The 24,166-nt window shown below is 65.6% G+C and carries 21 protein-coding genes; 4 read left to right on the top strand and 17 right to left on the bottom strand.

What is annotated here, in order from left to right; all coding sequences use genetic code 11:
- Window positions 1-3: 3 nt before the first annotated feature.
- A complete protein-coding gene (locus DBR10_RS11775; RefSeq protein ID WP_108505121.1) occupies window positions 4-2,292 on the bottom strand; it encodes a family 20 glycosylhydrolase in 2,289 nt (762 codons plus the stop codon).
- A 212-nt stretch (window positions 2,293-2,504) separates the two neighbouring features.
- Window positions 2,505-5,180, bottom strand: coding sequence for a TonB-dependent receptor (locus tag DBR10_RS11770; RefSeq protein WP_108556360.1), 2,676 nt, complete (start codon window positions 5,178-5,180; stop codon window positions 2,505-2,507).
- 258 nt (window positions 5,181-5,438) lie between these two features.
- On the opposite strand from DBR10_RS11770, the gene DBR10_RS11765 reads away from it, so the two are divergent.
- The 3 genes from DBR10_RS11765 to nagA are packed head-to-tail and all read left to right on the top strand — an operon-like array spanning window position 5,439 to window position 8,417.
- Entirely contained in the window at window positions 5,439-6,182 is a 744-nt protein-coding gene (locus DBR10_RS11765) for a GntR family transcriptional regulator (protein WP_108505120.1), read from the top strand.
- A gap of 13 nt (window positions 6,183-6,195) precedes the next feature.
- Window positions 6,196-7,275 carry an SIS domain-containing protein gene (locus DBR10_RS11760; protein WP_108490227.1) on the top strand — a complete coding sequence of 360 codons (1,080 nt, stop codon included), beginning with the start codon at window positions 6,196-6,198 and terminating at the stop codon, window positions 7,273-7,275.
- Window positions 7,275-8,417, top strand: coding sequence for an N-acetylglucosamine-6-phosphate deacetylase (gene nagA, locus DBR10_RS11755; protein ID WP_108505119.1), 1,143 nt, complete (start codon window positions 7,275-7,277; stop codon window positions 8,415-8,417). Before DBR10_RS11760 ends, nagA begins: the two co-directional genes overlap by 1 nt.
- 55 nt (window positions 8,418-8,472) lie before the next feature.
- On the opposite strand, the gene DBR10_RS11750 is transcribed toward nagA, so the two are convergent.
- The 12 genes from DBR10_RS11750 to DBR10_RS11695 are packed head-to-tail and all read right to left on the bottom strand — an operon-like array spanning window position 8,473 to window position 18,226.
- Complete coding sequence (locus DBR10_RS11750; RefSeq protein ID WP_108505118.1) at window positions 8,473-8,940, bottom strand: chemotaxis protein CheE; 468 nt, start codon at window positions 8,938-8,940, stop codon at window positions 8,473-8,475.
- A gap of 22 nt (window positions 8,941-8,962) precedes the next feature.
- Window positions 8,963-9,568: a response regulator gene (locus tag DBR10_RS11745; protein WP_108556359.1), complete on the bottom strand. Its 606-nt coding sequence runs from the start codon at window positions 9,566-9,568 to the stop codon at window positions 8,963-8,965.
- Between the two features lie 9 nt (window positions 9,569-9,577).
- The gene (locus DBR10_RS11740) at window positions 9,578-9,964 is read right to left on the bottom strand and encodes a chemotaxis protein CheU (RefSeq protein WP_108505117.1); all 387 of its coding nucleotides are present in this window, start codon (window positions 9,962-9,964) and stop codon (window positions 9,578-9,580) included.
- Between the two features lie 5 nt (window positions 9,965-9,969).
- Window positions 9,970-10,536, bottom strand: a complete 567-nt coding sequence (locus DBR10_RS11735) for a chemotaxis protein CheD (protein ID WP_108505116.1) — start codon at window positions 10,534-10,536, stop codon at window positions 9,970-9,972.
- Window positions 10,533-10,922 carry a response regulator gene (locus DBR10_RS11730; RefSeq protein WP_108490194.1) on the bottom strand — a complete coding sequence of 130 codons (390 nt, stop codon included), beginning with the start codon at window positions 10,920-10,922 and terminating at the stop codon, window positions 10,533-10,535. Before DBR10_RS11730 ends, DBR10_RS11735 begins: the two co-directional genes overlap by 4 nt.
- A 4-nt stretch (window positions 10,923-10,926) precedes the next feature.
- A complete protein-coding gene (locus DBR10_RS11725) occupies window positions 10,927-11,955 on the bottom strand; it encodes a protein-glutamate methylesterase/protein-glutamine glutaminase (protein WP_108505115.1) in 1,029 nt (342 codons plus the stop codon).
- Window positions 11,955-12,833, bottom strand: coding sequence for a CheR family methyltransferase (locus DBR10_RS11720; protein WP_108505114.1), 879 nt, complete (start codon window positions 12,831-12,833; stop codon window positions 11,955-11,957). The genes DBR10_RS11725 and DBR10_RS11720 overlap by 1 nt, the downstream gene beginning before the upstream one ends.
- Window positions 12,833-13,300: a chemotaxis protein CheW gene (locus tag DBR10_RS11715; RefSeq protein ID WP_108505113.1), complete on the bottom strand. Its 468-nt coding sequence runs from the start codon at window positions 13,298-13,300 to the stop codon at window positions 12,833-12,835. The genes DBR10_RS11720 and DBR10_RS11715 overlap by 1 nt, the downstream gene beginning before the upstream one ends.
- Window positions 13,301-13,303: 3 nt before the next feature.
- Window positions 13,304-15,571: a chemotaxis protein CheA gene (locus DBR10_RS11710; RefSeq protein WP_108505112.1), complete on the bottom strand. Its 2,268-nt coding sequence runs from the start codon at window positions 15,569-15,571 to the stop codon at window positions 13,304-13,306.
- A gap of 44 nt (window positions 15,572-15,615) precedes the next feature.
- Window positions 15,616-15,981 (bottom strand): response regulator, encoded by a 366-nt coding sequence (locus DBR10_RS11705; RefSeq protein ID WP_108490170.1) that lies wholly within the window; start codon window positions 15,979-15,981, stop codon window positions 15,616-15,618.
- The gene (locus DBR10_RS11700) at window positions 15,978-16,262 is read right to left on the bottom strand and encodes an STAS domain-containing protein (protein ID WP_218278580.1); all 285 of its coding nucleotides are present in this window, start codon (window positions 16,260-16,262) and stop codon (window positions 15,978-15,980) included. Before DBR10_RS11700 ends, DBR10_RS11705 begins: the two co-directional genes overlap by 4 nt.
- The gene (locus DBR10_RS11695) at window positions 16,262-18,226 is read right to left on the bottom strand and encodes a methyl-accepting chemotaxis protein (RefSeq protein ID WP_442861115.1); all 1,965 of its coding nucleotides are present in this window, start codon (window positions 18,224-18,226) and stop codon (window positions 16,262-16,264) included. Before DBR10_RS11695 ends, DBR10_RS11700 begins: the two co-directional genes overlap by 1 nt.
- 335 nt (window positions 18,227-18,561) lie before the next feature.
- On the opposite strand from DBR10_RS11695, the gene DBR10_RS11690 reads away from it, so the two are divergent.
- Window positions 18,562-18,873: a hypothetical protein gene (locus DBR10_RS11690; protein ID WP_108490123.1), complete on the top strand. Its 312-nt coding sequence runs from the start codon at window positions 18,562-18,564 to the stop codon at window positions 18,871-18,873.
- 234 nt (window positions 18,874-19,107) lie between these two features.
- Here the strand turns inward: DBR10_RS11690 and DBR10_RS11685 are convergent, their stop codons facing one another.
- The 3 genes from DBR10_RS11685 to DBR10_RS20405 form a co-directional block, all read right to left on the bottom strand.
- Complete coding sequence (locus DBR10_RS11685) at window positions 19,108-20,697, bottom strand: globin-coupled sensor protein (RefSeq protein ID WP_108506108.1); 1,590 nt, start codon at window positions 20,695-20,697, stop codon at window positions 19,108-19,110.
- Between the two features lie 155 nt (window positions 20,698-20,852).
- Window positions 20,853-22,001: an acyl-CoA dehydrogenase family protein gene (locus DBR10_RS11680; RefSeq protein WP_108556358.1), complete on the bottom strand. Its 1,149-nt coding sequence runs from the start codon at window positions 21,999-22,001 to the stop codon at window positions 20,853-20,855.
- 70 nt (window positions 22,002-22,071) lie between these two features.
- Window positions 22,072-24,166 (bottom strand): S8 family peptidase (locus DBR10_RS20405; RefSeq protein WP_108556357.1); only part of this gene is annotated, 2,095 nt, incomplete at its 5' end.

The raw sequence follows: 24,166 nt of genomic DNA, 5'->3' as shown, positions 1-24,166 counted from the left end.
ACTCTAGTTCGGCTTCAGCGTGACGCGGTCGATAGCGAAGGTGGGATCGACGCTTTTCGACGTGAACATCAGGCACAGGTCATGCCTGCCGTCGCGGGCCGGGATCTTGCCGGCGATCGTCGAGAGGGCCGGCTCGCGTGCGGCCTTGCCCAGCGGGAGGGCGGCGATGCGCTCGCCCTCGCAGCCGAGCCGCACCTCCAGCTCGCCCTCGGGCGTGGCCGGAGCGCGCAGGGGAATACGGTCTCGCTCGGCACCGATCTGGAAATTGAAGGGCACCTGGCCGATGCGCGCCGTGAGCACCGCGCCCTTGCTCAGGTCCGCCCCCTCCCAGATCCAGCAGGGGTTCATGATGTCGATGTGGAAGACCGCCCGGTCGCCGGTCGTCGGAGCATCGTCTTCCAGCAGCAGGGTCAGCTTGTCACTGCAGGCCTTCAGCTGGTGGCCGGTCCGGGTCAGCAGGGAATCGGGATGAACGGACAGGTCACGGATCCGTCCCAGCGGCCGTCCGTCCACGAAGGTCCGGGCCCGGAGCTTGTCATTGGCCGCCAGAACCAGAGGCTGCTGGTAGCGCGACGAGGCCATGGTCGGCTCAGACCCACCGACGGCATACCGGATCTCGCCGATGGCGAGGCTGGAGGCCAGGGCCACCGTAACCTTGCCGTCGGCACCGGCCGACAGGGTCGTCTGAGGCTCGAAGGGGACGGCATCATAGGCCACACCCAGAGCGTCCAGCCGCGCGAATTCCGCTGGCATACGGCGATTGAAGTCGGCCCAGTCCGTCGTCGTCGCCGGCGACCAGCCGCGCTCGGCCAGGGCGACCATCCGGGGGAAGACCATGGTCTCGAGCCGCCGGTCGGTCCGCATGTGCTCGGTCCAGGCGTTGGCCTGCAGCCCGATCACGTGCTTTCGCTCCTCGACCGTCATCTCGGCCGGAGCGGGGTCGAAGTCATAGACGTCCTTCAGGCTGACGACCCGGCCGCGGCCCGGAGGCTCATCGGGCGAGGCGCTCTGGCGGTTGTCGAGATACATCAGCGGCCAGGGCGACAGGACGGTGTCGTGGCCCTGGCGAGCCGCCGCGACCGCGCCCTCCAGGCCGCGCCAGGACATGACCGTGGCATTGGGGGCCAGGCCGCCTTCAAGGATCTCGTCCCAGCCGATCAGCCGGCGTCCGCGCGCGGAGAGATGCTTGCCGACCCTCTGGATGAAATAGCTCTGGGCTTCGTGTTCATCCTTCAGGCCCAGGGCCTTCATCTGGGCCTGGATCTTCGGACTGGCCTTCCACTGGTCCTTCACGGCCTCGTCGCCGCCGACATGGATGTAGTCGCTCGGAAAGAGGTCCATGACCTCGTCCAGCACGTCATTCAGAAAGCTGAAGGTCGAGTCGTCGAGATTGTAGAGCCAGGGGAAGATGCCCCAGTTGTTGCGATCCATGGCCGGCGGGTTCGGGTTCACCCCCAGCGCCGGATAGCCCACGATCGGGGCCAGGGCATGGCCCGGCATCTCGATCTCGGGCACGATGGTCACATTGCGGGCGGCGGCATAGGCCACCAGGTCCCGGACCTGGTCCTGGGTGTAATAGCCGCCGTAGCGTACCGGCCTGCCGCGGGCATCGCGCCCCGCGGCACCGGCCGGGACGCGCCAGGCGCCGACCTCGGTCAGCTTCGGATACTTCTTGATCTCCAGCCGCCAGCCCTGGTCGTCGACCAGGTGCCAGTGCAGCGTGTTGAGCTTGTGGGCTGCCATGGCGTCGATGATTGCGCGCAGGGTCTCCACACTCTGCAGGTGGCGGGCGCTGTCGATCATCAGGCCGCGCCAGCCAAAGCGCGGCGCGTCTTCAATGGCCACGGCGGGGAGGGTCACAGGACCCCGGCCCGCCTCCTGGGTGGCCAGCTGCCAGAGCGTCATGGCACCGTAGAACAGTCCGGCCCGCCTGGCGGCCGTGATGGTAACGCCCGAGGGGCCAGACTGCAGGGTGTAGGCCTCTCCGGCGGGACCGCCGCGGGCCAGGACGATGCCGGCCTCACCCGCCCGGGGCGCGCCCTCAACGACAGCGAGGTTCAGACCCCGCGTGCGCCGGAGCAGATCGGCCAGCTGGGTCGCAACGCCCCGCGCCTCGACATCGCCGCGTGCGACAAAGATCCGGCTGCGGGCAGATAGCGAAAAGCTCCCCTCGGCGGTCGTCAGCTTCACCGGCAGGGGCGTCAGCGCCACGGGAGCGGCCAGGGCCGGGACGGCGGCCAGAAGGGCTCCGGCGGACACCAGGACGGCGATGAGTGATCGGGCGAGGGTCATCAGAGGGCTCTCACGAAACGACCCGGCAAAAAAGTGGGCGGAGCGACACGCGCCCCGCCCAAGCTCCATGCTTGCAGGTCAGGAGAAATGGATCGGGCGAGGCAGGGCCAGAGCGACATCAGGTGATCCTGAAGCATGACGCGGCCGATGCAATCGCCGTTTGATCGGCAGGATCGGGACGCCCGGAGAGGGGGCGGGCGTCCCGACGGGCTTTAGAACTTCAGGCGGACACCGGCATAGAAGGTCCGGCCGTTGTCATAGATCGCCCGGGGCACGTCGGGCGTGCCCACGAAGTACTTCAGCTTCTCATTGGTCAGGTTCTGGGCGTCGAAGGTCAGGGCGACGGTGTCGTTGACATTGACGCTGACCGAGCCGTCCAGGGTCGAGAAGTTGTCCTGGAACATGTCGGTGCCGCGGTCGGTGCCCGACTTGAACTTTGACCGGTAGTTATAGGCCAGGCGGGCCGAGACCAGATCGTTCTCGAAGTAACCCGTCAGGTTATAGGTGTGCTTGGAGCTGCCATCGATCGGCTTGCCCAGGTCGGTCTTGGCGTCCGAGTAGGTGTAGTTGCCGATGAATCCGAAACCGCCACCGATGGGTTGCTGGAGCGTCACTTCGAAGCCGCGGTTGGTACCGCCTTCCCCGTTGATCGGACCCGTCATCGTGAAGGTGTCGCCCTTGCCCTGACCCAGACGCTGCTGGGTCTGCTGGGTGACATGGTACTCCTTGAAGGTCGTGCTGGTGATGTAGCTTTCGATGTCCAGCAGGAAGACGCCGACCGACAGCAGGGCCTCGGGCTTGTAGTACCACTCGGCGGCCGCGTTGAACTGCCAGGCCCGGAAGGGATCCAGTTCAGGGTTGCCGCCGGCCGAGCCGGTGACGGCCGTGTCGTTCAGGCTGAAGGCACCGGCCAGTTGGGCGTAGCCGGGACGCGACATGACCTTGGCGGCCGACAGACGGACCACGACATCGTCTTCCGCGTCCACGACCAGGGTCGCGCTGGGCAGGATGTCCCAGTAGTCGCGGCTGACTTTGCGCTCACCCCAGCTGCCGAAGACGTTGGTGACCGTCTTGGTCGGGACGCTGGCCGAGTACTGGGTGGTTTCCTGTTCGGTATGGATGGCCCGAACGCCCACATTACCGCGCCAGCGATCACCGCCGAGCTTGGCCATGCCGTAGACAGCCTGGGTCTTTTCCTGCACCGAGAAGCTCAGCGGCGGATAGAAGGCAAACTGACGGCCGCCGTTCTGGCCATTGAGGATCGACAGGACCTTGCCCCGGTCGGCCGTGACATAGCCCTGGCCCGACAGACCGATGTCCTCGCCGTAGTTCGACGGGGTCATTGCACCGGCGACCGAGCCCAGATCGACATTGGACGTGCCGCTGTTGACGCCGTTTCCGGACCAGGCATAGGCAGTGTAGTTCACCTCGCGGGTGTGGTCGGTGTAGCGACCGCCGAACAGCAGGGTCTTCAGGTAGCCGTTGTCGACCGTGTATTCGACGTCGCCCTTGGCATAGAGCTCCTCATCCGGGCTATCGACCTTGCCGCCCCAGGACCAGCTGTAGAAGTTGTTGAGATAGGCCGCCGAACCCACGGCGGCGAGACCCGGATAGCTGACCTTGGTCACCGGCGCGCCGAGCTCGTAGCTCATGCCGGTTTCCCAGTAGGTTTCCCAGGCCTCGGTATCGTCCGTGGCCCCTTCGCCCTTGGTGTAGCCGAGGTTGCCCGACAGCTTCACATTCTCCGACAGCTGGTACTTGGCGTCGAAGTTCAGGTCCCACGAGGTCGAGTGCGCGCTGCGGAAGATGTCATCCTGCACCAGGCCGCGGCTCTTGGTTCCGTTCGGCGAGGTAGCAGCCCACGTCGCTGCGGTCAGAACGCCGTTGCTGATCTTGTAGCTGGTCAGGGCGTTGCCGGCCGAACCCGCCGGACCGGTGTTGGCGCTGATCAGGTTACCGACCCAGGCCATGTGGTTCACGTTGGTATTGTCGGCTTCCATCTTGGTGTAGAGGCCCGAGAACGCCAGTTCCAGCTTCTCGTCCGGCTGCCACTGGGAGACGAAATTGACGCCCTTGCGCTTACGGGTCTGGGTGAAGAAGGCATTGCCGATCAGGTTCGGAGCCAGAACTGTCTGACCCGAGCCGGCGAAGTTGTCGTAGGACGAATAGCCGAGGATTTCCTGGCCATCGCGACGGAATTCGCGCTCCTGGTAGAAGGCGCCGACCAGAACCCCGAAGGTGCTCTCGGGGTTCTTCCAGCTGAGCATGCCGGAGACCTGCGGCGTCCACTTCTCGGCGCGGGTCGCATAGAGACCCTGGACCGAGGCATTGGCGGTCATGCTGGGCAGGTCCAGCGGCATGCGGGTGTGCACGTCGACGGTACCGCCGACGCCACCCTCGGGAATGTTGGCCGCCGAGCTCTTGATGATGTCGATGCGACCGACAACTTCCGACGGCAGCATGGAGTAGTTGAAGCTGCGCCCGCCGCTGGTCTGGTCAAGAACGAACCAGTCGCCGGTGGCCATGTTGTGACCGTTCAGCAGGGTCAGGTTAAGGTTCGGATCAGTACCACGAACGCTGACGCGCTCATTTTCGCCAAAGCCGCCGGCGGCGGCCGAACCCGTCACGACATTGACGCCCGAGACGCGCGACAGCGAGTCAGCCACGTTCTTGTCCGGGAACTTGCCGATGTCTTCAGCCGTAACGACTTCCGACACCAGGTCAGAGGTCCGCTTCTGCTGCAGCGCCGCCTGCAGAGAGCCACGGATGCCGGTGACGACGATTTCGTCGACCGCATTGGGCGTATCCTGCGCGAAGGCGGGCATGGCGACCAGAACGGCCAGCGCACTGGCGGACGCGGTCAGGATGGATTTTTGAATGCGCTTCATAACTCGGCTTCTCCCCATTTCGCCGGGCCAAGGGCCCGGAGCCGAACCCCAAGCCCAATTTGGTACCAATTTTCTGCGGACATCCGCAGAATGCGGTACTTCTCAGGCCTCGGAGCCTAACTGTGACGAAATTTTATCTGATGACAAGCCCAAAAAGAAACCAATTGCAGACCACGTTCTTATTGGTATGAAAATGGTCCTATGCTATCGAGGCATCCAACCGGGGATGGCAGTCTGTATGGGGAGGCGGACTTGACGATGTTTTCAGAACGGATCGGGCGCCTCGACGCCGGCGGCTCGGAGCACGCACCGCTGTACAAGCAGCTGCAGCGCGCCCTGCGTGAAGCCATCCAGAAGAAGGTTCTGGCTCCCGACGACGCCCTGCCCGCCGAGCGCGACATGGCCGAGGAGTTCAACATTTCGCGGATCACGGTGCGCAAGGCCCTGGACGGCCTGGTCAGCGAAGGCCTGCTGACCCGCCGCCAGGGTGCCGGAACCTTCGTGGCCGCCCGGGTCGAAAAGAGTTTCTCCAAGCTGTCGTCCTTTACCGAGGACATGATCTCGCGAGGGCGCGTACCCCGCAGCGAATGGATCAGCCGAAACGAAGGCTCGGTGACCCCCGAGGAATCCCTGACCCTGGGCCTCTCGCCGGGCACCCCGGTCTATCGCTTCGCGCGCATTCGCTACGCCGACGGGGCACCGATGGCGGTGGAGTACACTACGGTCGCGGCCTTCGCCCTGACCTCGTCCGAAGCGGTCGGAACCTCGCTCTATGAAGCCCTTGAAGCGACAGGACACCGGCCCGTTAGGGCCCTGCAGCGCCTGCGCGCAGTCCTGTTCACCGCCGAGCACGCCGAGCTTCTCGGGGTACCGGTCAAGGACGCCGGCCTGCTGATCGAGCGACGCGGCTTTCTCAAGGATGGGCGGGCCGTTGAAGTGACGCAGTCCTACTATCGTGGCGACGCCTACGACTTTGTCGCCGAACTGAACGCCCTGAGCTGAAGGAAACCGGACTTTGGAGGCGACCACCTTGACCCGACCCAAGACCCCCGCTGCCGCGGGCGCAAAGGCTCCAGAGTCGACCCGCATGTTCCAGGAAGCGGGCCAGGCTTCGGCGGTCGTCGCCACCCAACTCGGCCTGAATGCCGAGCGGGCCGAGACCCTCGGAGCCCGTCTGCGGGCGCATCCGCCCCGCGCCGTGGTCACCTGTGCACGCGGCAGCTCAGACCACGCCGCGACCTTCGCCAAGTACCTGATCGAAACCCGGACCGGTGTGCTCACCGCGTCCGCCGGACTGTCTGTCAGCTCGGTCTATGCCGCGCCCCAGGCCATGGACGGGGTGCTCTATCTGGCCATCTCGCAGTCGGGAAAAAGCCCCGACCTGCTGGCTTCGGTTCGGGCAGCCAAGGCGGCCGGGGCCTTCACGGTGGCCCTGGTCAATGACACGACTTCGCCTCTCGCGGACCTCGCCGACGAGGTCCTGCCCCTGCATGCGGGGCCGGAACTGAGCGTGGCCGCGACCAAGTCCTATATCGCCGCGCTCTCGGCCATCGTGCACCTCGTGGCAGCCTGGACTGAGGACGCAGAGCTGAGATCGGGCCTGACCGCCCTGCCCTCCGGACTTGCGGACGCCTGGTCGCTCGACTGGTCACCGGCAGTGGAACGCCTCCAATCAGCACACAATCTCTATGTGCTCGGTCGTGGCGTGGGCTTTGGCGTTGCCCAGGAGGCTGCCCTGAAATTCAAGGAGACCTGCGGGCTCCATGCCGAGGCCTTCAGCGCTGCAGAAGTCCTGCACGGTCCGATGGCCCTGGTAACGGCCGGTTTTCCGGTCCTGGTCTTCGCCCAGAACGACGAGAGCCGCGAGAGCGTCGACGCCATGGCCAGCGGCCTCTCGGCCAGGGATGCGGATGTCATGCTTGTCCAGGCAGGCCAGACTACGGGTTCGACCCTGCCCGCCCTGGCGGCCCATCCCGTTCTGGAGCCCCTCTTGATGATCCAGAGCTTTTATCGCATGGCCAATGCGCTTTCCGTTGCGCGCGGCTATGATCCCGACTGCCCCCCACACCTCAACAAGGTGACAGAAACCGTCTGATGCAGGCTGTACTCGTAAATGGCCGCATCCTGACGGCGGACGGCGTCCTCGACGGCAAGGGTCTGGTGATCAGGGGCGGGAGGATCGCAGCGATCCTGGAGCGTCAAGACGCCCCTTCGGGTGCCGCGCTGGTTGACCTCGAGGGCGGCACCCTGGTGCCGGGCTTCATCGACACCCAGGTCAATGGCGGTGGCGGTGTTCTGTTCAATGACGCCCCGACTGTGGAGACAATTGCCACCATCGGCCGGGCCCACCGGGCATTCGGCACGACCGGCTTCCTGCCGACCCTGATCAGCGATGATCTGTCGGTTGTCGACCAGGCCATGCGGGCGACCGAAGCGGCCATGGCTGCCGGCGTTCCCGGTGTGCTGGGTGTGCACATCGAAGGCCCCTTCCTGAATGTCCAGCGCAAGGGCATCCACGACGCGGGCAAGTTCAGGGTCATCGATGAAGCCGCCTTCGAGCTGCTGGCCTCCCTGAGGACCGGCTGCACGCTGGTCACCCTCGCGCCAGAAACCACCACACCCGAGATGATCCGGCGACTGAGCCAGGCCGGTGTGCGGATCGCTGCCGGCCACACAAACGCGACATACCCGACGGTTCGTGATGCGCTTGACGCCGGCCTGACCGGCTTTACGCATCTGTTCAACGCCATGTCGCCCCTGACCAGCCGGGCTCCCGGGGTCGTGGGCGCAGCCCTTGAGGATCAGGACGCCTGGTGCGGCCTCATCGTCGACGGCCGTCACGTGGATCCGGCCGTGCTAAGGATCGCCCTGCGGACCCGCCCCCAGGATCGCTTCATGCTGGTCACTGACGCGATGCCGACCGTAGGCATGACCGAAAAGACCTTCACCTTGCAGGGCCGACAGATCCACGTTGTCGACGGGGTCTGCGTCGATCAGCACGGCACCCTCGCCGGCTCGGACCTCGACATGGTCAGTGCGGTTCGCAATGCGATGGCCATGATTGGCCTTTCACTGGCGGCCGCCGTTCAAATGGCCTCGGCGGCGCCCGCTGCGTTTCTGGGTCTGACAGATCAGCGGGGACAGATCAGTGTCGGTCAGGCGGCCGATCTCGTTCTGCTCGACGAGGACCTGCAGGTTCGGGAAACCTGGATTGGCGGCGTCTCGTCCGGGCGTTAGCCAGGGGCTGCGGCCGGGCAAGGACCCCGGACGCGACCGGATAGTCCAGTAGTTATCAGGACTCGCCGGGCCGGAACCCGCTGACTCTGTAGAGGCCTTCAAGCATGTTTGCCCGGTCGGCCGGCGGCAACTGCGCCCCGACGGACCGCAGCAGCCGCAGTGCATCGAGGTGGACGTCGACCGAGTCCCAGCGCCAGGTTCCGGCCTCGGCGCAATTGTCGACGAGATTGCAGAATGACATGATTGCCTTGTCGACCCCGGTCTCGGACGCAAAGCCGGCAACGTCCACGATCCGCAGGCACAGCGCGTAGAGATCCTCGAAGGCCGCGTCAGAGCGATCGGCCTTGGGACCGAAGCGCGCTTCCATTTCTGTCAGGGTGTCATCGAGCGACTTCAGGGAAGCCTCCCGCAAACTCTCCACGCCGGCCTCGGCGGCGGCGATGGCGTTCTGAACCAGCATACCGCCCTTCTGCTTGATCATGGCCCCGAGACGGTTGGCCGGATGAAACTTGCGGACGGACATCAGGAGTTCACCTTCACGGGCATCACGAGACCTGCACCTTCGCAGGTCGCATGAGATTGTTGATTTCTTCCTGCGACATGTTCGGTTCCTGCGCATCGCCGACCTCTGCGGGCAGGTCGTCGCGTCGGCGGCCGTCCGTCCCCGGAGGCGGCCCTTCATGCTTGAAGCGCCGGTCAGGGCCGACAAAGGTCGGGCATTCGATAAAGGCTCGTTCTTCGCGAGCCACCCAATAGATCCGTTCGAGAAGCACCTTGGGTGTGATCGGCTTGGCGACCGTGAAATTGGCTCCGGCGTCGCGAATCCGGAGCACGTCCGGTTTGCGGGTATGGCCCGTTACCAGGATCACCGGAATATAGCGGTTGGGTTCGCTCGCCTCGCGGCGCAGCCACTGGATGAACTCGACACCGTCCACCTCGGGCATCTGCACGTCGCTGATGACCAGATCGAAGGTTTTGGTCTTCACCAGTGCCTGGGCGTCCTTCACGGACTCGGCACGATACAGCTGCTTGACGCCGAAGCCGGAGACGACCTGGGACAGAATGTCGAGTGATGCACCATTGTCGTCGAGCACCAGCACGACGGCCTTCTCCAGATTGATCCGGGTTGAAGGCTGGAGGACGTCGCCCATCGCTACGCCCTAAAAGAAGTCGAGTTCGCCCGCCTCGACATCCCAGTCTGCGCCGTCCTCGGCGGCGCGCAGGCGCACCACCAAATCCGCCAGGCCGAGACCTTCGAGAAGGGGTTCGATGGACAGGCTCCACTCGCCGGACGCATGTTGTCCGATCCGCTGCAGAACATCGGACAGGCCATGCAGTCGCTGGCTCAGCTCATCAAGCGCCTGAAGGCGGGTGATGCTCTCGAGCGCCGCGCCGCCATTGGCCAGATCGCCCGCGATATGCTCGCAATCGCGGCAGACTGCGGCAGCCGACATCAGTTCGGCCGCCAACCGGCGCGAGAGCTCGCCAACCGGGAGGAGATTCTCCGGCAGGTCGGTCAGGGCATTCGCTTGCGGTTGCGCGGTCATTCGGTTCAGAACAGCTCCAGGTCGCCGCTGCTGGCGGCCGGCATCGGGGCGGGGGTCGGACGACGGACATCCTGCGGTGCGTTGTCGACCGCGACAAGACGCTGGCGAACCCGCCCTGAGGCGGGCCAGAATTCGACACGCCGGGCCGACACACCACCGGTGCTCGACGAAACGATCGGAATGCCTTCATCGCGCAGGAACCGCTCGGCGAAAGCGGCATTGCTGGCCCCGACGTCCGACAGACCATCGAACAGCTTGCCACCGCCGAAGATCTTGGCTTCGAGGCGTTCGCGGCGCGCGCCCTTCTTCAGAAGGCCGTTGATCAGCAGTTCCATGGCATAGGCGCCGTAGCGAACCGAGTCGCCGTCCCGTCGTCCGTCGCCGGAGTCCGGCAACAGGAAGTGGTTCATGCCGCCGATCCCGGTCGAGGGGTCGCGCAGGCAGGCGGCGATGCACGACCCAAGGACCGTGGTCATCACCACATTGGGATCGGCCGAGACATGGCTCTCGCCCTGGGTCACGTGAACCTTGACCGAGCGTTCAAAGTCGTCGTGTGGAAGACCTGTCGTCATGTCAGTTGTCCAAAGACCTGTTCGATCTTTTCCTTGAGGCCCTGAACGGTGAACGGCTTCACGCAGTAGTTGTTGACGCCGAACTGGACCGCACGCTGCACGAGCTCACGGTCAGCCCGCCCCGTGAGCATCACGAAGGCTGTCTGCCGGATCGGGGGATGGGAGCGCACGGCGCGCAGCAGCGCCAGACCATCCATCTTGGGCATGTTGAAGTCGGAGATCACCAGGTTCGCCGGCTTGGCCAGGAGGCTTTTCAGGGCCTCTTCGCCATCGGGCGCCTCGCGGACATCCTTAAAGCCGATTTGCTGCAGAGCATTGCGGATCAAGGCCCGCATGGTCAGCTGGTCATCGACGACGAGAACGGAGATTGAGCTTGCTTGGGGCATGGGTTCATCGCCTCGCTGAGGCCAGATCGAGAATGGACTGGCCCATGGAGGACAGGGAAACCTGTTTCTCCACCGCGCCGATTTCAAAAGCCGAACGGGGCATGCCGTAAACGACACAGCTCTGCTCGTCCTGGCCGAGGGTCTTGGCTCCGGCCTTGCGCATCGTCAGCAGGCCCTGGGCGCCGTCACGGCCCATCCCGGTGAGGATCACCCCAACGGCCTTGTCACCGACCGCCTGGGCCACCGAGCCGAAAAGGACGTCCACCGACGGGCGATGGCCGCTCACCGGGTCGCCGGTGACCAGACGGCAGCGCAGTCCGGCCGAGCGAACGACTTCAAGGTGCGTGGCACCGCCCGGTGCGACATAGATCTTGCCTGGCTCCAGAAGGGCCCCGTCCGAGGCTTCCTGGACCTTGGCACCACTGGCCCGGTCGAGCCTTGCTGCAAAGCTGGCGGTAAAGGTCGCCGGCATGTGCTGGGTGATCACGGTCGGCGGGCAGGTTTCCGGGAACATTGTCAGGATCGCGAGGAGCGCCTCGACGCCGCCCGTTGATGACCCGATGGCGACAACATCGCCGGACGGCATGTAGCCGCCCTTGCGGGCCAGGACAGGAGAAGCATCAGCCTTGGTCCGGACCGAGGCGCGAGCTGCGATCTTCACCTTGGCCACGATCTCGGCCAGGGCATCCTGGGTGCCGAGCGCGTCCGCAGGCTTGGCGACACAATCGATGGCACCAAGCTCGAGGGCTCGAAGCGTCATCTCCGCGCCGGCCTGGGTCAGGGTCGAGACCATGACCACCGGCATCGGACGCAGACGCATGATCTTCTCGAGGAACTCGATGCCGTTCATGTTCGGCATCTCGATGTCGAGCGTCACGACGTCGGGGTTCAGGGCCTTGATCATGCCCCGGGCTTCAAACGGGTCACCCGCCGCACCGACGACTTCGATACCGGGGTCACGATTGAGCGCGGCCGTGATCAGGCCACGCATGGTCGCCGAGTCGTCGACGACAAGAACGCGAATCTTGGCCATTAGCGTCCTCCCACCTTGCGATAAGCTGTAAGACCGGCGCTTTCGAACGCAGTGATCGAGCTGCCTACGCGCTCGGAGTGTCCGACATAGAGGCGGCCGCCGGGCGCGATCAGCGGGGCAAAGCGGTTCCAGACCCGCTCCTGCGTCGGTTCGTCGAAATAGATCACGACGTTGCGGCAGAAGATCGCGTCGAACGGACCCTTCATTGGCCAGCTGGGGCCGTTCAGGTTCAGTTCGCGGAAGGCCACCATGCTGCGGGCGGCTTCGCAGACGCGGAAGGCCCGACGGTCACTGGCGTCACGCTCGAAATACTGGTTGCGGGCCGCCGGCGGAATGCCTTCCAGAAGGCTTTCGTCATAGACGGCGGCGCGGCCGGTCGCGAGCACGTTGGTGTCGATGTCGGTGCCCAGGATCCGAATGTCCAGATCGGCGGCGTTCGGCCAAACCGACAGGACCGTGAAGGCCATCGAATAGGGCTCCTGGCCGGACGAACTGGCGGCCGACCAGAGGCGCAGGCGGCCGCCGGCGCGGACCTTGTCGGCCATCGGCTCCAGAATATTGGCGCGTAGATCGTCGAAATGGTGGGGCTCGCGGAAGAAGCGCGTCACATTCGTCGTCAGGGCGCGCAACATTTCCTGCTGCTCGTCGACGCTGCTCTCCAGGGCCACAAAGTTGCAGTACTCGGTGAACGTCTTCATCCCGAGGGAGCGCAAACGTTTGGCCAGCCGCGAGTAGACCAGGGTCGCCTTGCTGTCAGGCAGGCTGATGCCCGCCTGGGCATAGAGGAGTTGCGCAATCTTCTTGAAGTCCTGGGTCGTGAAGGCGAACTCGCCATCGACCAGGGCCTCGCGGCGCTCTGAGAATGCTGCTGATGACATCAGGCGGCCATGGCCTCTCGTTCTGGGAGGATGCGGTCGAGCGAAACTTCGCTGATCATGCGGCCTTCAATTGAAATGATGCCCCGAACGAAGCTGCGAACGGAGTCGCAGGCCACGTCGGGCGTGGGTTGAACCAGATCATCGGTGATCGACAGGATGTCGGACACGGCATCGACGAGCAGGCCGACCATGCGGTCACCGGCCTGAACGACGATAATGACGCTACGGACATTGGGCTCGACCATCGGCATGCCCAGCCGGGCGGCCAGGTCCATGATCGGCAGCACAGCGCCCCGCAGATTGATCACGCCCCGCATGTAGCCGGGCGATTGCGGCAGCGAGGTCGCGGGGCTCCAGCCCCGGATTTCGCGAACCGCCATGATGTTCACGCAGTACTCCTGTTGGCCGACACGGAACGAGATGAGCTCCCGGCGTTCAGTACTGGCGACGTGGATTGGGTCAGACATGACTTACTCCGCCGCGATCAACGAAGGTTCGGTCGGCCGGGGCGATTCGCGCCGGCGAAGGTTGATGACCGCATCGACATCCAGGATGAGGGCCACGCGGCCATCGCCCAGGATCGTCGCCGCGGCAACGCCCTCGACCTGCTGATAGTTCTGCTCCAGCGACTTGATGACGACCTGACGCTGGCCGTGGATGGCATCGGCCACCAGCGCGGCGCGTGAGCCGTCTTCGCCCTCGACCAGGAGAACGACCCCCTCGGTCGGTGACGGCGAGGTGTTGCGGTAGCCCAGGGCCAGGCCCACGTCGATGAGCGGCACGAAGCTGTCGCGTACGGCCAGGACCGAACCCACCGGCCCCAGGGGGCGAACCTCTTCGGCCTTCGGGCGCAGGCTTTCGACGATGGCGGCCAACGGCACGACCAGGGTCTCGCCGGCCACGTCGACCACCATGCCGTCAAGGACGGCCAGGGTCAGGGGCAGGCTGAGCGTGAAGGTCGAGCCCAGGCCCGGACGCGAGGTGATCGAGATGCGGCCACCGAGCGCCTGAACGCTGCGCTTGACCACGTCCATGCCGACGCCACGGCCCGACACGTCCGAGATTTTGTCGGCCGTCGAGAAGCCCGGCAGGAAGATCAGGTTGTCGATTTCTTCGTCGGTCAGCTGAACGTCCGGAGAAATCAGGCCCTTCTTTACTGCGATTGAGAAGACGCGCTCGCGGTTGATGCCCTTGCCGTCGTCCTGGACCTCGATGACGATCCGGCCGCTGCGGTGCAGGGCGGCCAGGCGCACGACGCCTTCCGGATTCTTGCCCGCTGCGCGACGTTCCTCCGGGCTTTCCAGCCCGTGGTCGATTGCATTGCGCAGCATGTGGGTGATCGGGTCGGACAGACGCTCGATGACGGTCTTGTCGACCTCGGTGTTTTCACCGTCCATCACCAGGCGGGCCTGCTTGCCCGTCATGTTGGCGACTTCGCGGACCAGACGTGGCATCCGCTGGAACACCGACTTCACCGGCTGGGCGCGGATGGCCATCACGCTGTCCTGGATCTCGCGGGTGAGCTGTTCCAGCTCATCCAGACCCATGGCCAGGTTCGAGGACGGGGCGATACCGTATTCACCGACGCGCTGCGCCAGCATGGCCTGGTTGATGACCAGCTCTCCGACCAGATCGATCAGGCGGTCAATACGTTCGGGATCGACGCGGATCACCGACTGGCCGGGACCGGGCACATCGGCCTGGGTGACCTTGGCCGGCGCGGCCGCAGCCGGTGCCGCCGCCACGGCGGCCGGGGCCGCGGCTACGACCGGCGGCGGGGCCTCGGCGACGGGCTCGGGTGCAGAAGCGACAGGTGCCGGCTCGGCGACCGGTTCCGGCGCCGCCTGCACGGCCGCTTGCGGGGCAGGCGGTTCAATGGCGCTGAGCAGGTTTGCGAGAGCAGCCTCTACGGGCGCTTCACCGCGAACGATATCGAGCTCGCAGTCACCGTCGACAAATTCGAAGACTTCACGGATCGCCTCTTCGCCGTCGTCGGTCTCGACGCGGACGCTCCAGGTGACATAGGCGGCTTCGGCGTCGAGAAACTCCAGGGTCGGGAGGGCGCTGTCGTCCATCGTCGCAACGATCGGACCCAGGCGGCTCAGCTCCCGCAGCAGCAGGGCCGTTTCGTTGGCCTTGCGATAGAGGTCGGACTTGGGACGGATCGAAACCGTCCAGACATTGGTCGGGATCAGCTCGGCATCGGCCGCTTGGGCGTCGATCGAGATCGTCATGGGCTGGAAGTCAAAGCCCAGGTCATCATCATCCAGGGCGTCGGGGTCCGCAGCGACAGGCGCCGGCGGCGGGGCGTCGACCGTCTCTGCTGCCACGGCCGCAGGCGGGGGCGCGGCCGAAGGATCGGTCCAGGCCTTCAGCTCGTCAGCCATCGCTGCAGACGCAGCCATGTCGACGTCACCAAGGCCTCGCGCGGCGCTCACATGGTCGGCGAGAACGTCCGAGGCGCGCAGCATGACCGCGGCCAGATCGACGGTATTGGGAACCTCGCCCGACCGGACGGCATCCAGCAGGGTCTCGAAGACGTGGGCGAAGCGGACCAGCGGCTCGAGGCCGAACGCACCTGCGCCACCCTTGATCGAATGCACGGCCCGGAAGACGGCATTGACGGTCTCGATGTCACCGACGCCCTCCTGCATGGCCAGGAGCCCGCCTTCGAGGTCGGCGAGCAGTTCCTCGCATTCCTGAAAGAAGGTGACCTTAATGGCCTCTAGCTCGTCCATTCCCGTAGTTCCTTAGAGTTCCAGACGAAGACAGTTCTTCGAGATCAGGCCGCAACGCGGCGGATAGCCTCGACGAGCTTCTCGGGATTGAACGGCTTGACGATCCAGCCTGTCGCGCCGGCTTCGCGGGCCCGCTGCTTCTTGCTCGGGTCGCTTTCCGTCGTCAGGACGAGGATCGGGATGGCCCGATAGTCATCATCGACGCGAACCGCCTCGATGAAGCCGAAGCCATCGAGCTTGGGCATGTTGATGTCCGTGATAATCACGTCGGGGCGATGGGCCGAGAGCACCTCGAGACCATGTTCGCCGTCAACCGCCTCGACCACGTTAAATCCGGCACCGGCGAGAGCCATGCGAAGCATGTCTCTCATGGTGCGCGAATCGTCGACCGTGAGGATCGTGCGCATCACGAATTGACTCCATTGATGTCCGCCGAGAGAAGCGCCACATCGGCGCCGAAGAGACGGGTTGTTTCCAGGAAGGCCTCAGAAGGCCCGTTGATCGAAAAGGCTTTTCCGTCCTCCGCCCAGGCCTTGCGGGCCGCGAGCAGGATCTGGAGACACAGGCCGCCGAGTCGGCGGACCTGGCCGGCATCCACGTCGACGGGTTCACCGCGACGCGACAGGAAGGAAGCCTTCAGAGGGCCGGCAGCCTTCAGGTCCAGGGTTTCAGGCAGCAGAAGCGCAGCCATCAGAATTCCTCCCAACCGTCGGTAGCCGGTGCCGAAGCCGTGGCTGCGCCACCGCGTGAGGGCCTGGCAAACGCGCCGAGCTTGGCACGCTGCTCAGCCACAGGATTGCGCGCCGGAGCGTGCTGGGCCGGATCGGCCACGGCCGGGCGGCTGTAGCCGGCCTGGCTGTTGCCCACCCGGAAGCGGGCCATGAGCCGGACCAGCTCGGCGGTCTCACCCTTCAGCGAGTGCGTCGCGGCGGTCGACTGCTCAACCATGGCGGCGTTCTGCTGGGTGACCTGGTCCATCTGGTTCACGGCGGTGTTGACTTCGTTCAGACCCGTGGCCTGCTCGGCGGCCGAAGCCGCGATCTCGGTCACGAGGGCGTCGATCTCGCCGACCTTCTGGACGATGCGCTGCAGCGCCTCGCCCGTCTGGCCCACAAGGTTCACACCCTGGCTCACCTGCTGGGTCGACGAGGAAATCAGGGTCTTGATCTCCTTGGCGGCCTCGGCCGAGCGTTGGGCCAGGGCCCGGACTTCCTGGGCGACGACGGCGAAGCCGCGTCCCGCTTCCCCGGCCCGGGCGGCTTCAACGCCGGCGTTCAGGGCCAGAAGGTTGGTCTGGAAGGCGATTTCGTCGATCACGCCGATGATCTGGCTGATCTGCTTGGACGAATTCTCGATCTCGCCCATGGCCGAAACTGCCTGATGCACAACCTGGCCGGAATGCGTCGCTTCGCCACGGGTGGTCGAGACAACGTCCGAAGCCTGACGGGCACCCGAAGCGGTGCGTCGCACCGTGGCGGTCAGCTCGTCGAGCGCAGCGGCGGTTTCTTCCAGGCTGGCGGCCTGCTGTTCGGTGCGGCGCGACAGGTCGTCGGAGGCGTGGGCGATTTCGTCGGCACCGGTCGACAGGCCGTCCGTCGAGGCGGCGATGACCTTCATCGTGTCCTGCAGGGCGTTGATCGCGCCGTTGAAGTCGTCCTTAAGCTTGCGATAGTCGCCCGGGAAGTCGGCCGTGACGCGGAACGTCAGGTCGCCGGAAGCCAGCTTTTCGAGGCCTTCGGCCAGGCTGCTGACCACCAGGGCGGCCTCACGGGCGGTCGCGGCGGCGGCGGCTTCCTTGGAGCGGCGCTCGTCGGCCGTCATCGCAGCCGTGCGCTCCTGCTCGGCCCGCATCTGTTCGAGGTTCAGCTGGTTGTCGCGGAACACCTTCAGCGAGCGGACGATGGCACCCAGCTCGTCCAGGCGGTTCATGCGCTCCAGGTCGATGCTGTTGTCGCCGTTCGACAGGCGCTCAGTGGCCCCGGCGATGTCGGCGATCGACTTGCGGACGTTCATGACCGTCAGGAAGGCCATGGCCCCGACAGCGCCGAGGGTGATCAGCGACAGGATGATGGTGAGGCTGGTGGCGGCCGTGGCTTCGGCCTTGTGCTTGTCGGCCTTCTCGGTCGCGCGGGCCTTGGCGTCGTCAACGACCTTCTGCAGCTGCGCGGCCATCTTCACGTACTGATCTTCAAAGCTGCCGGCGAAGCTCATGGCCATGCCGGAGTCGACATCGACCATACCGCTGACCGTATCGACGGCGCTGCGGCACTCGGCCAGGGCCTTGACCAGGGCATCGATCTTGGGGCGCTCCGAAGCGGGCAGGCGCGCTGAGAGCGCCTTCATGTCCTTGCCCAGCGTATCGAACTCGGTCAGCAGCTCGGTGATGCGCGGACCAGCGGCCGGAGCCATCGGGTCAGCCTTGGAGGCCAGGATCATATACAGTGTACCGTGCGCATCGGTGATGCGGCGTGACAGGGACTGGATCTCGCTGTTGGTGCGCATGTCCTGTTCGACGACCTGGCGAAGGGCCGCAGACTGGCTGTTCTGAACCACGACAGCACCACCGGCCATCAGGGCCAGCATCAGCAGTGCAATCGCCGGCGCAAAGCCGATCTTGATGATCAGTGGCAGATCGACGAGTCGAAACCGCTTCATTCCTAGGCCCCTCCTACCGGCGGTCCGAGTCCATGGACCGCCAACGTGCAGGACTGATCATCAACATAGAGTCCTAACAGACTCTGACCTTGGTTAAGAGAAACTGGATTTGATGGCTCGGCACCCTGCAAGGCGAGACAATTGGTCGCAGGGGGCTCCTGGAGACAGGTTTGCACAAACACGAACAAGGTTAAGGACACCGTAAGGTTATCGCGAAGTAAACGATTAGTATTCCGGCCCCGATCAGAATATTTTAACTCGATTATGTGAAAACGGGTCTGCGTCCGGTTGGCGCGTCGTCCATGTGACGAGAATTCATTACTAGGAGCAGCGGGATGAAATATCCGATCGCTTTTGCCGCGGGACTCGCTGGCAGCTTTTTTGTCGCTCAGGCCGCTTCGGCCGCCGGTGGCTTTGAAGACCAGATGAGCCGTTGCCTGCAACAATATGCCAATACGCGTGACGCCGCCCAAGTCATGCTGGAATGCACGGCCGATGCCGGAAAGCTTTCCGAATGCAAGGTCGTCGACAACAGCGCGGCCGGAAAGGGCTTCGACAAGGCCGCCATGTGCATCGCTGAAAAGCTGCCCATGGGTGCCAAAACCGGCACCGTGAAGGTCCCGTTCCGCTTCCCGGGCGGCGCATAAGCCCGACACGCTCGCTCCAGAGCGCTCAAGACGCCTCTTCTGGCTGGTCGCCGGGTGTGCCGCAGGGTTCACCCGGGGCAGGGCCGGAAGAGGCGTTTTGCGTTTGAAGGCAGAACTCGGGGCCGTGCATCTTCGGCACCAGGAACTTCTATCCCGAAACAGAATTGATCTACGGGGTTGCGAAAGCCCTGGCCAGGACACCTGAAGTGCGACCGGGGCTTTCGCCGTTGCCCCCTAGAACTCTTCCCACTCCTGGCGGGCGGCGGCAGCTGATGCCGTACCGCCGCGCGCTCCGGGGCGGGCTGCGCTTCCTGGACGGGCCGCGGGGGCCGGCCGGGCGGCGGCTGGCGGCTGGGCCCCAGCGCTGCGCGCGCCGCTGACCCTGAAGGCCGAGATCAGGCTGACCAGCTCGGCTGTCTGATTCTTCAGCGAGTGGGTGGCCGCCGTCGTCTCCTCGACCATGGCGGCGTTCTGCTGGGTGACCTGGTCCATCTGATTGACGGCCGTGTTGACCTCGTTCAGCCCCGTGGCCTGCTCCTGTGACGACGACGAGATCTGGACGATCAGCCCGTCGATATCGGCCACCTTGGCGACAATACCGCGCAGGGCCTCCCCCGTCTGGCCGACCAGTCCGACCCCGGCCTCGACCTGGCGGGTCGAGGCACTGATCAGTGTCTTGATCTCCTTGGCCGCTTCGGCCGAGCGCTGGGCCAGGGCCCGCACCTCCTGGGCGACGACCGCGAAACCGCGACCGGCTTCACCGGCCCGGGCGGCCTCGACCCCGGCATTGAGGGCCAGAAGGTTGGTCTGGAAGGCGATCTCGTCGATCACACCGATGATATTGCCGATCTCGCGCGACGAGGTTTCGATCTCGCCCATGGCAGCGACGGCCTGGTCGACGACCACACCGGAGCGTTCAGCCTCGGCCTTGGCCCCGGCAACCACCTCGGAGGCCTGTTTGGCCCCTGCGGCAGAACGGCGCACGGTCGAGGTGATTTCGTCGAGCGCCGCTGCCGTCTCCTCAAGACTGGCGGCTTGCTGCTCGGTCCGGCGCGACAGATCATCGGCGGCGACGCCGATCTCGTCCGTCCCGGCGCGGATGCCGTCGGTGACGCCGGCCACGCGGGCCATGGTCTGCTCCAGGATCCCGACGGCGTTGTTGAAATCGTCCTTCAGCTTCTGGAACTCCGGTGTCACCTCGGCCGACAGGCGACCGACCAGATCGCCTTGCGCCAGGCGGTCCAGCGCCTCCCCGAGGACCGAGACCATGGCAGACTGCGCCTGCTCATTGGCGACCCGGATCTCGTCGAGGCGCTGACGTTCGGCGTCGATCGTTTCCAGATAGATCGAGATGGCGAAGTCCATGTCCAGCATGACGGCCTTGACGAGCGCGGTCACCGCCTCCCCGGCCTTGCTGGAATCCCCCTTGGCCATCATGCCGCGCGGCCACATCGACTCGAGGGTTGCGCGGATCAGGTGCTCCGAGACGATCGCATAACCGCCGATGTACCAGCGCGGCTCCAGTCCGATCCGGGCATGGACCTGGCCGATGGTGCGGACGGCATCGACATAGGTCTTGCTGAAATCGCCCTGGGCAATGACGTCCCAGTGCGCCGCCTGGCGGCTGCTGGCGGCTTCCATGTGCCGCTCGTCATTGAAGAACTTGCGGGTCTCGGGCGTGGCCTTGACCCGGTCATAGAAGGCCTTCAGCGCCGGGCCGATCTCCTTGCGGATGACCGGACGAAGATCGCGCAGGGCGGTCCTGGCCCGATCATCGAGCCCCATGAATGCGGTTCTATCGCTGGCGGCGTGATCTTGGCTCATGGCGCTGGTTTTCCGGGGGTGAGGTGCGCGAACGAACCTCTGCCCTCATACTTAACGGCCGCTTAAATATTCCCGCTGGAGGTGCGTCAGGATGCCGCACTCGCCAATCGATTGCGGAAATCGGTTGCAAATCAGGAAGGCCTGCCGTGGCAGGCCTAACCGCCCTGCTTCATGGTCTCCCGGGCGATGATCACCTGCTGGATCTGGCTGGTGCCCTCATAGATCCGGAAGATGCGGACATCGCGATAGAGCCGCTCGATGCCATAGTCGGCGACATAGCCCGCGCCGCCGAAGATCTGCACGGCCCGGTCAGCCACCCGCCCGACCATCTCGGACGCGAAGAGCTTGCTGGCGGCCGCCTCAAGTGTGACGTTCTGGCCGGCGTCACGCTTGCGGGCCGTCTCCATGACCAGGGCCTTGGCGGCCAGGGCCTCGGTCTTGCTGTCGGCCAGCATGGCCTGGATCAGCTGGAAGTTGGCGATCGCCTGGCCGAACTGCTTGCGCTCACCGGCATAGGCCACGCAGTCGCGGATCAGGCGCTCGGCCACGCCGACACAGACGGCGGCGATGTGCAGCCTGCCCCTGTCCAGCACCTGCATGGCGACCTTGAAGCCTTCGCCTTCCTCACCGAGCCGGTTCCAGGCCGGAACCCGGACATTTTCGAAGGTCACATCGTGGATGTGAGCCCCCTGCTGGCCCATCTTCTTCTCGGGCTTGCTGACCGAGAGGCCCGGCAGATCGCGCGGCACCAGGAAGGCTGACACGCCGGAACCGCCCTTGGTCTCGGGATTGGTGCGGGCCATGACCGTGAACAGCGAGGCCTTGCCGGCATTGGTAATGTAGCGCTTGGAGCCGTTCAGAACGTAGTCGTCGCCGTCCCGTATGGCCCGGGTCTGCACCGAGGCGCTGTCGGAACCGGCTTCTGGTTCTGTCAGGGCAAAGCTGGTGATGATGTCGCCCGACGCGATTCCGGGGAGCCATTTGGCCTTCTGCTCGTCGGTGCCGAACATCACCAGCCCCTGGCTGCCGATCCCGACATTGGTGCCGAACACCGAGCGGAAGGCCGGCGAGGTCCGGCCCAGTTCGATCCCGACCAGGCATTCCTCTTCCATGTTCAGGCCGAGCCCGCCGAACTCCTCCGGAATCGACAGGCCGAACAGGCCAAGGCTCTTCATCTCGTCGATGACGTCCTGGGGTACGGCGTCATCTTCCGACACCTTGGCTTCGATGGGACGAAGCCGGCCAGCCACGAAGCGGGCGACCATGTCGAGCAGTTGCTCGCGGGTTTCGAGGTCGAGGGCCATGGACTTCCTTCCAGCGTCAAACACTTGTTTTGACGCGGACTGTAGCCATCAAGGCGAGGAATGGAAGGGCCTAGAAGCGCCTGCGCCAGAGCGCGCTGGCACCAAGTTCCGGGGCTGCATCGGCGCGATGGCCGGGCTGCAGGGCTAAACCGCTGCGCACGACCACCCATTCGCCGGGACCGACCGTCCTTTGCAGACTGAAATGCAGATCGATCTCCCGCCCGTCGGGGGCCGCACTGATCCGGCGGAGCGAGAAGGTCTGGGGATCGTCATAGGCCACCGGAATGTCGGCCAGATAGGCCTGGAAGCGGCCCCGCTCGACGCGCAGGGGCTGGGCGATTTCCAGACCGGCCTGGTCACAGAGCCAGCCCAGGCCCGCACAGTCCAGCGTGGCGGCGAGACTCCAGCTGCTGCTGACGGCCTCCGTCAGGTCGAGGACGGCTCCGTCGGCGCGCGTCCGCCCCACGGCGGCCTCGGCCCGAACGGCCAGCCGCGGCGAAACCCGAAGGTCCAGGGCCGCCGCGCCGTACCGGGTCCGGGCCGAGCTTTCCAGAGTGGAGCCGGGCGCGACATAGGAGCCCAGCGGCCCGAGTGGCTCGGTCAGCAGCCCACCTGTGGCACTCAGCCGTGCCCGGCCCAGCATCAGGGCGGCCGAAGCCGAGGCATAGCGTGAGGCCTCAAGAACGGTCAGTTGCAGCGGGGCGCGCACCGTGGCTGTCCCCTGCTCCGCCGCCAGGGTCAATCGTCCGACGCCAAGGGTCGCCTCGGCCATCCGGTCGGGTCGGGCCAGGGCCTGGAACGCATCGCGCCCGGCCAGGCCCTCGGGTGCCGGAGCATCGCCCTCACCCCGCCAGCTGGTCAGGCTGAAGCGGCCGAAGTTTGCCCGCACCCTGGCCGAGCGCATGGGTCGGGGTGCCGACAGGGCCTCGACCGGCCGCTCACCCAGCGGAGCCTCGAACAGCGGGGCCTCGACCTGGAAGGCCATGGCCACCGGAGCCTGGGGCGAGGCCAGCACCAGCCGGGTCGAGTCCTGAACCGGGGCCTGAACCCTCGCCATACCCCCGCCTATCCGGGCCGGAAGCGTATCGGCCAGATTGATGGCGAAGAGCCGCTGGTAGTCATCGCGGATCACTGTGCGGAGACCGTCGGTGCGCACCAGGGCATTGCCGAAGGCTGCGCCGGTCGTGGTGCCCGGTCCACCGCTGGACACCGGCGTCGCGCCGCCCTTGGCGAGCGGCAGGCTGCTGGTCCCGACCGGCGCAAAGGCCCGGGTTAAATCCAGCGCCCCGCGCCCGTACAGACTGTCGGTTCCTGAGGCGCCGCGATCCTCGGCCGTGCGCAGCAGGATATCGACCGCATCGCGGCCCGAAATGTTCGGGAAGGCCTGAAGCAGCAATGCCAGGGCCCCGGCCACATGGGGCGCGGCAAACGAGGTGCCGGCCACACGCCAGCAACTGCCGGGCTCGCAGCCGGTGATCACGTCTTCGCCCGGCGCGGCAATGTAGCCGTTGGCGCTGACCCCGGCCCGGTTCGAGAAGCTGGCCAGGGTACCGTCCTTGGACAGCGCTCCGACGGCCAGCACCGCCCCCTGGAAGCGCGGGTCCGTCGCATAGCGTCCGGGCCAGCCTGGGTCCGCCAGCCCGTCATTGCCCGAGGAGGCTGCGATCACCACGCCCGCCGCCGCCGCCCGTCCGAGCGCTGCCTCGAAAGTCGGGCTCAGGGGGCCGTCACCCCCGAGCGACAGGTTGATCACGCGGGCCCCGTTGGCGACGGCATAGTCGACGGCCCGGGCCAGGTCCGAAGACCGGAAATTGCACTTGTCGTCGCAGGACTTGGCATCACCGGCCGTGTCATCGGCCCGGATCGACAGGATGGTCGACTGGTATGCCACCCCGATCGATCCCATGCCGTTGAAGCGCGCCGCAATGACACCGGCCACCCGCTCGCCGTGCGGATCAACCCCCGCAGGGGCGCTTCGGCTGCCGAGAATGTCGACGGAGGCTGAGGAGACCGCGCCGACGAGATCGGCCTGGGCAGGATTCACGCCCGTATCGATCACCGCCACGGTGATCCCCGATCCGGTCGCGCCCAGGGCGTAGGCCACGTCGGCATGGATCGCGGCAAGCCCGTAGTTCCGCAGATACTCGCTGCTGGTGACGCTGGGC

The organism is Caulobacter sp. HMWF025, from assembly GCF_003060965.1.
Classification (GTDB): Bacteria; Pseudomonadota; Alphaproteobacteria; order Caulobacterales; family Caulobacteraceae; genus Caulobacter.
This window is presented reverse-complemented; position numbering and strand designations above follow the sequence as displayed.